This is a genomic window from Microbacterium barkeri (assembly GCF_027921765.1).
GTDB lineage: Bacteria > Actinomycetota > Actinomycetes > Actinomycetales > Microbacteriaceae > Microbacterium > Microbacterium barkeri.
The window spans coordinates 1-698 of sequence record NZ_BSEJ01000046.1 but is presented as its reverse complement, the minus strand read 5'-3'; the positions used below and the strand labels follow the sequence as shown (position 1 = coordinate 698).

Sequence of the window (698 nt, the reverse complement as noted above, 5' to 3'; positions counted from 1 at the left end):
ATCCTGCACCGCTGTCGCATCAGCCTTTTTGGCCACTGCGGCATTGGTGGTTGCCAGCCCGTTTTCCAGCTGGGTTGTCCGGTTGCCGGTCGAGGTCAGCAGATTACCCTGTTGCGTCACGGTGGTGGTCAGGGAGTCAACCGCCGCCGCCGTGGCATCCGCAGTATCCTGTACCTTTTGCGCCGCTGTCACATTTCGCATATGCCAGTCCGTAACGAACCATACGGTGCCATACGGGCTGTTCTGCGAGATCTGCAGGAACGGGCGGATATAACCCCTGTCCACCATCGCCTGCGTGACCTTGAAGCGCCAGGTGGTTCTCTGCCAGGTCGCGGAGGGTGATTTCCCGCCCCCCGCCATGAGTGGCGCACCGGTGCTCGTATCTGGCCGACCGGCGGTGCCAACATACAGATTAAAATTCGCCGTGCCGGCGCCGCAGGCAACCAGTGCGCTGATCTCAATCACATGGTTAAGCGTGGCCGGGAACGCGGCAAAGTTAGGATGGTGATCCCGGCTGGCAATTCGGGCCGCATAACCATACGGGCAGCCCGGCGGGACCTCCTCAGCCGTTGTGGCTACCACGCTGAACCCCATCTGGTCATACGCCGGGTCAAACGTCGGGTTGGGAATTAAATCCCCGCCTGATGCGTTTCCGGCCCGTACAGCGGATTTCAGCGAGGTAATGTTGGCGTTAGCAG

At 60.9% G+C, this 698-nt stretch carries 1 protein-coding gene; it reads right to left on the bottom strand.

The window, feature by feature from the left end; all coding sequences use genetic code 11:
* A partial coding sequence (locus PKE79_RS16530) for a hypothetical protein (RefSeq protein WP_271174791.1) occupies positions 1–698 on the bottom strand: 698 nt, incomplete at both ends.